This is a genomic window from uncultured Campylobacter sp. (genome assembly GCF_937890585.1).
In the GTDB taxonomy this organism is placed as follows: domain Bacteria; phylum Campylobacterota; class Campylobacteria; order Campylobacterales; family Campylobacteraceae; genus Campylobacter_A.
In genome coordinates this window covers 1-10,827 of the sequence record NZ_CALACG010000171.1, presented here as the reverse complement: position 1 = coordinate 10,827, position 10,827 = coordinate 1, and the positions used below count along the sequence as shown (strand labels likewise).

Here is a 10,827-nt window from a genome sequence, read left to right as displayed (position 1 = left end):
TTTAGCACTAAATTTAGAGCCGTGATATGCTCGCTTATAAATTTAAAATTTGATTGAAATTTAATAATAGTCTATGCAGTTTTGGCATGTTAAGTGACGTCCTTGTGTGCACCAGTCCTTCGTTAGCCTTTTAAACTTTCATTGTCTGGCTTTTTAAAAACAAATTTGCAAATTTAATAAAGCTTTTTTGAAAATTTAAACTCTCGCTCACTCGCAAGGGCCGACTAGTAGTTTTGGGCTCATGTAGCCACTTGCCATTAAAAACAGAGCCGAAATCACTTGTTTGCGAAATTTTAAAATTTGGTTGAATTTTAAAACCTCATGCGGTGCGTTGGTGCTGAGGTATGCACCTTGAACGTGAGAGAGTTTTTCTTCGACCTCTCGTCTTACAACAGTAAAGAGGCAGTTGGGCTCAAACAGAGAATAGGACGATTACTTCCTGTTTACCACGAAATTGTGAGCCTTAGAGGTAAAATTTAACTTTCATTGTTTAGCTTTTTGAAAAATTTTACAAATTTATGAAAGTGTTTTCAAATTTTAAATTTGCTCACTTGACTTAATGCACTACTAAATTTAGAGCCATGATATGCTATTTAAATTTACTAAAGAAGATAAAATATATGTGGTGTGTTATATAATTTGTATGTAGATAAAGGACTTCAAAAGAGGATAAAGCGGCAGACTTCATATTTGATTTTTTGTTACTAGTAAAATTTAAGTTTTTAATTGCCCGTTTTAGATAATTCAAATTTCTAAATTTCAAGCGAGGATTTGCAAATTTTAAAGATTGTAAATTTAAGATATGAGAATTTTCCTAGCCCCAAGTAAGTGCAAATGGGGCTAGAGTAAGATTATTTTTTAGCTACAAGAGCGTTTTTTAGCACATCATCGATCGTATCTACGGCGATGATCTTCATGTCGTCTTTTACTTCATTTGGTATATCGACAAGGTCACGATCATAGTTTTTACGAGGTATCAGCGCTGTTTTGATGCCAGCTTTGTGAGCGGCGATAAGCTTCTCTTTTAGTCCGCCGATAGGTAGCACCCTGCCACTTAGCGTGATCTCGCCAGTCATCGCCACATCGTGTCTTACTTTTGTATCAGTAAGTATCGATGCGATCGCAGTTGTCATCGTGATACCAGCGCTTGGGCCGTCTTTTGGTACGGCACCCTCTGGCACGTGTAAGTGAAGATCATAGCGTCTATAAACATCGCTGGCTTCGAGCTTGTGCTTGTCGTTATCTAGTTTTGGCACGATAGCCATTGGCACTTTTAGCTTTTTATTATCGATCAGCACTTTTACAACGCTAAATGCGATGTGAGCACTCTCTTTCATCACGTCGCCTAGCTGACCGGTGATCTGCATATTGCCTTTGCCTTGGATCCTGATAGCCTCGATCCTTAGCACGTCGCCACCGACACTCGTCCACGCAAGGCCATTTACTAAGCCGATCTGGTCTTTTTTGTCCGCTGGCTCGATCTCATAGACCTTTTTTTCTAAAAACTCTTTTAAATTTTTAGCCGTGACACTGATCTTGCCTTCATTCTTTTTGGTAAGAATATTTTTAGCCACTTTTCTTAGTATGTCAGCGATCCTGCGGCGTAAATTTCGCACGCCACTCTCTCTTGTGTAGTCGCTAATTATTAGCTCAAGTGCCTCTTTGCTGATGTTTACATCGCTTGGTTTTAGGCCGTGCTTTTTAAGCTCTTGAGGCAAGAGATATTTTTTAGCGATCTCAAATTTCTCTTGTGGGGTGTATGAGCTAAGCTCGATAAACTCCATCCTGTCGCGAAGTGCGGCTGGTATCATGCTCACGTCATTTGCTGTGGCGATGAAGATGATCTTGCTAAGATCGATGTTGAAATTTAGGTAGTAGTCTCTAAATTTGTTGTTTTGCTCTGGGTCTAAAATTTCAAGTAAAACAGCGGTCGGATCGCCTCTGTAGCTTCTGCCAACCTTGTCGATCTCATCTAGTACAACCACTGGGTTCATCTGCTTGGCTTCTATGAGCCCTTGCACGATGCGGCCTGGCATAGCGCCTATATAAGTGCGGCGGTGACCTCTTAGCTCGTTTACGTCTTCAAGTCCGCCAAGTGCGATCCTAACTAGCTCGCGCTTTAGCGCCTTTGCGATCGAGTTTGCAAGGCTGGTTTTACCCACACCTGGAGGGCCTGCAAAGCATAAAATGGCGCCATTATTTACCTTCTCACCAACTCCTCTAAGCTCCAAAAGCTCACGCAATGCAAAATACTCCTCTATGCGCTCTTTTGGCTTCTCTAAGCTGTAGTGGTCAGCATTTAGGTGCTTGCTCACCTCGGTGATAGATGACTTTTTCTTAGCTACATTTTCAAATGGAATTTCAAGTACCCAGTCAAGGTAGCTTTGCAAGGTGTTTGCATCGGCTGAGTCTGGGTGCATGCGAGAGAGCTTGTCTATTTGCTTTTTGATCTCTTTGTAGGCGTCCTCAGCCATAAATTTCTTCTTCGCATCAAGCTTTTTATTATACTCTTCAAGCTCTTCTTCTCGGCTCGTATCCGCTCCAAGCTCAGCTTGAATTTGCTTTAGCTGCTCTTTTAAAAAGTACTCTTTATTTGTCTTGTCGATCTTTGAATGGACTTTATTTTTGATCTCTTTTTGTAGCTTGTTTGCCTCGATCTCTTCAATGACATAATCGATGAGCTTTAGTAGGCGCTGCTCTAAATTTTCCTCGACAAAAAAGCTATAAGCGATCTGTTTTTTTAGACGAAGTGCGCTTGAGACTAGGTCGCAAACTCTGATCGCCTCAGCGCTCTCTTCGATCGTTTTTAAAAGATCAGGTGGGAAAAAGTGGCTAAACTGCGAAAGCTCTCTTACTTTTTCTCTTAAAACCACGATGAGAGCGTCAGTTTTGACCTGTGATGGGCGCTTGACGTGGAGCATATCGACGATGCCACGGAGCGGATTTATGCCTGATTGTTTTAAAATTTTGCCTTTGTCGATGCCCTGAAAAAGCACTTTTACGCGTCCGTCAGGCAGTGGCACACGGCGCATTATTGTGCCTATAACGCCTGCGTCATATATACCGTCAAAGTCTCTAGCGCCGTCTTGCTGTGGCTTTGTAGGCACGACAAGGATCGGCGTTTCACCTTGTATGGCAAGTTCAAGCGCTTTTAAATTTTCTTCGTCGCTTAAAAAAAGCGGTGTTATCATAAATGGATATAAAAATAGCTCATCCTCAACGATGATAGGGATCTCAGTTGGGAAGCTTTTGTTTTCGTTTATTTGCAAAATTTCTCCTATTCAAACAGTTTTCTATACCATGCCACGTCAGGTTTGATAAGGTCTGAGTTTTTAAACGGCGACTCTTCTAGCTTTTGCTCGTAAATTTTAGCCGAAACGTCACGGCCAGTTCTCTTGTAAAGATCTGCTATTTGCATATCTAAGAAGTAAAGCGCTAGTTTAAATTTGATAAGCATAGTCTCGATAAGTGGCTTATACTCGGTATTTGGATACATATAAAGAAATTTCTCGATCTCAGTTACGCTATCCTCCATGAGCTTTTGGTTGCGGTTTGGTTGGGTAAATGAGTCAAAATTTGCTTTTATCTTTAGATACTGAGCAAATTCTGTTTTTGGGCCGTTGTCGCCGTATCTTTTGATGTACTCATCAAGATAGTGATTTGCCATGAGATACTCTTCGTCATTTGCATGAGCTTGGGCAAGGATGAGTAAAATTTGCTCCAAAAGTGGGCTTGCAACGTGCTCGCTAGCCATTGAAACGTAGTGTTTATCAGCTGACTCCAAGTCGCCATCTTTGATGTCAGCGATGACCTGAGCGTACCACTCGTCTGGGCTTAGATTGTAAAGTTCGGTGTATTTTTCAGCACAACCACTAAAAAGCCCTAAAAGAGCCACAACTGCTAGAAATTTAGAAAATCTTTTCATGCTTTTCCTTAAAAAGTTTAAATTCACGTATTCTACATTTTTTGCCATTATTTTTGTATAAATTTTTTAAAACTATGCTAAAATAAGGCAATTTTACAAAACAGGAGTTAGTATGATTTTTAGTGTTAAAAGCCCTATTTTAGGCTTTGAGCATATCAAGACGATGGAACTGATTGAGCTTGATAAATTTTTTGTTAAGTTAGCAAGTAAAGATGACGAAACATCTTTTACAATGATAAATCCTTTTGCATTAAGAAGCTACGAATTTGACATACCAAGTTATTATGAAGAGCTTATGGAGATCAAAGAGAGCTCGCAACTTAGAATTTATAACATCATAGTAGTTGCGCTTCCGCTTGAGAAATCAACCGTAAATTTCGTAGCTCCTATCGTTTGTAATATGGACAATATGACCTTGTCTCAAGTGGTTTTGGATGTAAACAAATATCCACAATACGGACAAGCTGAGATGATAGAAAATTTTATACAAAAGTAAGTCGCAGGGAGGCTTTTAAAAACAATCCTTGGTTTTCTTTTGTATCAAGGAGATTACAATGAAAACTATATGTCTTCTTTTCTTTATTATTGCATTTAGTTGGTGTGCGCCTAGGGAATGCACGCCAGACGAGGCAAAGTCTATCGGTTGTAAAGTTACTAAACCTTATAATGAAAATAGCACCAAGGTGCAGTATTTATGTTTTACAGATATTGAAGAGTATATTGATGGTTCTTCTAAAAATATCCCTCACTGCATAACGACCTATCCTAGAACTTGGACAGTAGATACAAAACCTTTCCCTCTTTTTTCTTCGCTAGCGCAAGATCACTTTCATGGTTATATTTCAAACGGATTTAAGTCATTAAAAACTGCTGTTGATGACCATTCTTCAGTAGGACTAAAACAAAGAGTTATAAATGGCAAACTAAATACAAGAGTAAATGGCGACATGGCCACCATAGGTGCTACTGTTATGATCCAGAGAGATGGCGAATATAACTTTGATCCTAGCCCAACTAATAATAAATCATCGGTTTATTCTGAAAAAATTTTTAAAAATGATGGTAGCTTTAGTGTTAGTAACTATACGCAGTGTCAAAGTGATTTTATTTATAATCCCAATAAGCTTAGTTATTGCCAAAACTCGGCCTCATCTACTTTTAGCTTTAGCGAAAAGAACACTTATATACAAAAATATCTAACTGGCAAAAACGTGGTCTATGCCAGACTATACTGGGGTAGTTCTATCTATCAAAACTGGAAATTTAAAAATGAAGTAGCGTCAGATTTTATATCAAATGCATTGAACTTTATAAAAGGATATAGCAGGATAGACTTTAAGGTTCCTGGTGAAGAACAAGCCATAACGATAGACGCCAAACCAGAAGACATCTTTTGGACAGGTTCATTTAGCGAGTATCGACCAAAGTCAATGACTTTTGAAGCATACGATGGAGATCCAAAAGAGCACCACAAAACGGCTGTAAAAGCTGGCATAAGCTACGTATATGTTGCAAGTGCTGATGTAACAAAGATCGTTCAAAAGAGTCTTGGAATAACAAAAGAGGAGAGAACTTTTTCTGCTGGAAATATCAGAGCTACGAATACTCCTTTTAAATACGATTTACTAGAAGATAGTGATAGGTATTTTAGTAGATATGGAACACAAGTCGATTTAGGAGGAGTATGGGGTTCATTATTGTTTTCGCCAGTTAATAAAAATAAAAATGGCGGATATTGGATGCAGACACATCCAGCTCAATATGCTGGGTGGAGTCTGGTTATCATCTATGATTTTGATGATGAAACTGCCAGAGAAAATAATATAGAACCAAGGATGGTTAGTATATTTGACGGTCTTGAAAAGCTTGCTCCAGAGTGGCTTACAAATGATGAACTTAAAAAAGGGCCTTCTAAACCAAAAACTTCCAACATAGATGTTGATTTTACTAATCTTAATAATCCAAAACATGGAGATATAGGTGCTACACTTACGATGCTCTCTTTTGGTGCCAAAAGGGAGGTTGAGGGTGATGATATAGAGATAAAGACAGAGCATAATGTTCTCTTTAAGAGTGTAACCAGCGAAAACAACAAAAAAGGCAATCAGTTTAACTCAACTATGACAAAATTTGGAAAGCTTATAAATCCTGACAAGAATTTTACTAATCAAATTGACCTAGATATATTTGATATCTCAAATTTTATAGAAAATAAAGATCCAGCAGTCCAGATGCGTTTTACAGTTGCATCGACCTTGTTAAACAAGGGCGGAATTAAAATAGTAAATGCTGATCGTCCAAATTTAGCCTTAGTTGGTTTTTCTAGTCGTATGTATAGACCAGAAGTTTGCTATGATGAGTATATATACAAAAAAGAGCCAAATAAACCAAACAAGAAAGAGCCAAATAAACCAAACAAGCCCGAAAATAAACATTATGACAAATTTGTTTTTACTAAATTAAAACCAAATAAACTAGAAAAGGTTTCAAAAGATGCCAACTTAACAACAGTAGTTCGGATAAAAAATAAATCACCCAATGAAGATGCTGAAAATTTTGCTTTAAAGGCCATTACAGCTTCAAGTCAAGAATACATTCAAGAGACAACATATGTAGTTCCAAATATAAATACGTCAACGATGATGGATAATCTTCGGGATATGCTGAAAGATAATTACTACAACAAAGACAATACAAAACTACAAAAGCTAAACGGCAATGAACTAACCTTTTTCTTGGGGGAAGGCTCAAATACCAATAAAGGCGGGTTGATTAAAAAAAGTAATGGTAACTACGCCTATGTAGCATTCGACACTAATTTTGATCAGTCGCCAAATAATAAAAAGCCTAAAGTCTTTAAAGGACATAGCTATAAATCAATGGTTGTAAATTCTAATAAAATAGAACCTTATGATACATACATTAAAAAATGCGATACATATGAATACAACATCGTAATAGAAGGAGAAGACGAGCCAAACGACTTCATACCAAGTAGCAAGCCAGATGATGGCACAGGGGCTTTTAAAAACAGACTTTTAACCCAGATAGTCTCAAAGCCATTTGATATCTATATCACAAACTACGGAGAAGATGGCAGTAAAAAAGCACCAGACTCTCTAGTAAATGTAAAGGTTGAGTTGGTTACATCATGTGACGCCACATCAAATTTATATGAAAAAGATATAAATTTCAGCGATAAAGAGAGTGAGGTTTTATTAAAAGATATTAAAGTAGATAGGGCATATAAAAGCCTTAAATTTAGAATTTCACACCCTAACCCTAAGAAAAAAACAGATCCTACAGCACCAGATAAAATCACAGTATGTGAAAATTTAGATGACTTTGCCGTTAGACCAAGCCACTTTAGGCTCTGGGACAATGAGGCAGGTACTATTATGAGTGCTTCAACAAAGTCTTTTACTGGCGGAGAGACATATAATGACGCCATTTCGCTTGCTGCTATGAAGCCAAACGATAGCGATCTAGCAAGAGGCTATGCAAATAGTCTATACGCAAGCCTTATAGCTAAAAATGGTAACGTCTGTAATGCCATTTTAGATAGCAAAAACAGACTAAATGTAAATTTTACAGAGGCAAGCGGAGGACTTGGCAAGATCACACGCAGTGCAAATAGCAACGATGGCTTTTCATACTCAGATATAGGTGATACAACTTTTTATGTAGTAGATAGCAGTTATACTTCAACAGATCAGCACGCTTCACCAAGAGGCGATGACTGTGTGAAAAAATATAGAAAACCAGCGTTTGATCCAAACAATCCAGCAGATGATCCAGATGGTATCGGTAGGGTTAGCTGTGATATCGAGCTCAAAAAAGAAGGCAATGTTACGTTTCAATTTATCCCAGAAGATATGCAAATAAGCAATTTAAAAATCGTAAAAGACGACGACGTGACTTATCTTGACAATGACGGCATGCAAAAAGTAAAACTTAGTTTTGATGTGACTGCAAAACTATCTGATACATTAAAAGGTCTGCATCCAGAGCTTTATGGCGACTATAGATACTCAGATGAAAAATATCTACCTGCAAAATTTTATGTCGATGCTTGCTATGCAAATGAGGCTAATTTTGAGTTAAAGCTACATAAAGTGCCGCTAAATTTCACCGACAACAAGGGCAATGCTGGCACGCTTGAAAAGGCAAATGAGGAAATTTTATTTTTTGAAGTTCTTGGCTCAAATACTAAAAGATCAACCGATCCTAACGCTAAAAAAGGTATGTTTTATATCGAAAAAAGCGCATTTGAAGAGGGTAAGGCTAGCGCTGAGGTCTTTTTTAACTTCGCTAGAAAGATAAACCACGCTAAAAACCCTTTTACGGTATCCAGTGATGACTTTAGTCTTGATGATTTGGATAAAAAAATAAATGGCAAGTCTTACAAATATGAAACACCAGCCAAAAAAACATCGGCAAATTTCTACTATGGCAGGGTATATGCGCCATATTACGAAGGGCCAGCTTCTGGCTTTAAGGCTAAAATTTACTACGGCGCATATTGTGATGGCTGTGATAAAAATTTATATATGAAACATGGTGCGGCGCAGTGGGAAATTTGCCCATCGACCATTTCGTGGTTTACAAATCCTACTCATAACGCTGGTGCGCTTAAATTTGAAGATTTTTGCTTTGCAAACAACACTATCTTAAGAAACGACGTGAGCGCAGTTAGCAACGGCGAGCAGCTCATCTTTGTAAGTAATCAAAGACCAGTCGTTGATATAGCTAAGATGCATGCAAACAGCTGGCTTTTATGCAATGAATTTGACGAAAATACACAGACAAACGACTTTAAGCTTAAATTTCTTGTGCCAGACGGAGACTGGGCCGGCAAGACACTAAAAAAAGACTCAGACATGGGGGATGTTGGAAATGTTGTGGGCGCTGAAGAAAATTTTAAAGATCTAAGCAAAAAGACACATAGGAGAATTTGTTGGTGATTAGTTGTTTGTATTTTTTAAAATTTAGTTGCAAGAGAAATAAATTTAAAAAAGTAAGCATAACTTTAGAACCAAAAAGATATAATCCATCATTTTGGCAAGAAGCCATTATATGATTACATTATGGAGATTGTAGCTTGAGACCACTTTTTTTATTTCTTCTGTCTTTTATCTATGTTTTTGGAGCATGTGCGCCATCATATATTAGTAAGGTTGATGGGGATGGATTTTTGCACTGTATAAAAAGATATCCACCAGAAACAACAAATATGTTGTATATAACAAATATATCTTCTATAACTAAGCCAGAAACGATTAAGAAAGAAAAGGTAATCGTATATAAAGATGACAATATAGGTAGCAATGAGCTTAAAAATAGAATAAACTTTAAGAGCGTTGTGGGAGGCATGGATGTTATCGGAGCTAGTGTTATAAAGCCTATAGATGCGCAAGGTGGATACAACTTTGATCCGACAGTAATAGCGTCTCCGTTAGCAAAAAAAGAATTTGTACAAGAGGATCTATCTCTCTTTTCGTCCACATCCAAATTTAAAAACTCATCAAGTGCGATTTTTACATTTAATGACAAAAGCCAATACGAAAGAGATAATATAAATGGCAAAAAAATAAAATATGCAAGGCTATACTGGGGTGGTAGTATATATAAACCATGGGCTGAAACTAATAAAAATACCATAGTAGATAAATTTTTAGATAATATATCAGGCTATTCAAGTGTAAAATTTAAAACCCCAAATGGTGTGATACATAGTGTAAAGGCTGATATAAAAGATGTGAAATGGACAAGTTCTTTTTCTAGTGGTAATGAATATGTAATAACTCCTGATAGCCTTCCTCCTGCAGGTTCTAACAATACTGCTGGAAGGGCTGGACTATATTTTGTTTATCAAGCAAGTGCTGATGTTACCCAAATACTAAAAGACCTCAAAGCACAACCAATTGCTCAAAGCAAATTTACAGTAGGGCAAATAGCATCAAGTATAGAAACATTAGATAGATATAAGTTTGATTTAAACTATAGGGATAAAAATAATAAACCACAAACAAAAAATTTAACCAGTCCTTACGGAGCTGTGCTTTATGGTGATGGCCAGTGGAACTCTGCTCTAGGCGTAGCCCAGTTCGGTGGATGGAGTTTGGTAATAGTATATGATCTTGGTGTAGAGGGTGAAGAAAAAGGGGTAAAAACGAAAGCCATAAATTTATATGATGGCATGGTTAATATCAATCCTAAATATGGAGCAACCACAGAAGATAGTAGACAAATTTATTATTTAACATTTAGTGATTTTTATACACCAAGAAACGGAGCTATAAACTCGACATTAAGCTTTCTTGGCTTTGGCGGCAGAGCTGAAGTGGAGGGGGAAAATATAGCTATAAATAAAAATGGCTTTAAGAGTGTATACAAAAGTCCACTTAATCCAGATCGAAAACAGTTTAACTCAACTATTACTAGATTTGGCGAGCATGCTAATTCAAGTAAAAAATATAATGCTCAAATGGATCTAGATATATTTGATATATCAGATCTTGTAACAAATAAACAAAACGAATTAGAACTTCGGCTAGAAGCCACTGGCTCTAGGCCTGATGGCGGTACGTATAATGGCGATAGAATAAATATCGGCATGATTGCTTTGTCAACTGAAGTGTATAAGCCAGAAGTTTGTTATATGGAAGATATATATATAAAAAAATTAAAAAATACAAATGATAAAAAACATCCAAAGGAATATCAGGATTTTTATTTTACTAAAATAGAACCAAACACACCAGACAAACCAAAAGTCACTACTACCATTGTTCCAGCTGATACTATACTAACAACAATTGTCTATGTGAAAAATATAAAAAGTGAAGATACTGAAAATTTTGCGTTAAAAGCAACAACTGATTTAAATCGAAGTTATGTTC

4 protein-coding genes and 1 pseudogene are annotated in these 10,827 nt (G+C 37.1%); 3 read left to right on the top strand and 2 right to left on the bottom strand.

Annotation, left to right across the window (positions count from 1 at the left end):
• Positions 1 to 851 precede the first annotated feature (851 nt).
• Complete coding sequence (lon, locus tag Q0296_RS05030; protein WP_298037399.1) at positions 852 to 3,269, bottom strand: endopeptidase La; 2,418 nt, start codon at positions 3,267 to 3,269, stop codon at positions 852 to 854.
• An 8-nt stretch (positions 3,270 to 3,277) separates the two neighbouring features.
• On the bottom strand, positions 3,278 to 3,925 hold the full coding sequence (gene bamD, locus Q0296_RS05025; protein ID WP_107916936.1) for an outer membrane protein assembly factor BamD: 648 nt from the start codon (positions 3,923 to 3,925) through the stop codon (positions 3,278 to 3,280).
• Positions 3,926 to 4,037: 112 nt separating this feature from the next.
• Between bamD and fliW the strand changes: the two genes are divergently transcribed.
• The 3 genes and pseudogenes from fliW to Q0296_RS05010 form a co-directional block, all read left to right on the top strand.
• Positions 4,038 to 4,421: a flagellar assembly protein FliW gene (gene fliW / locus Q0296_RS05020; protein ID WP_298037388.1), complete on the top strand. Its 384-nt coding sequence runs from the start codon at positions 4,038 to 4,040 to the stop codon at positions 4,419 to 4,421.
• 58 nt (positions 4,422 to 4,479) lie between these two features.
• Positions 4,480 to 8,889, top strand: a complete 4,410-nt coding sequence (locus Q0296_RS05015) for a hypothetical protein (RefSeq protein WP_298037386.1) — start codon at positions 4,480 to 4,482, stop codon at positions 8,887 to 8,889.
• 137 nt (positions 8,890 to 9,026) lie between these two features.
• Positions 9,027 to 10,827: pseudogene (locus Q0296_RS05010) on the top strand (hypothetical protein); the annotation flags it as partial.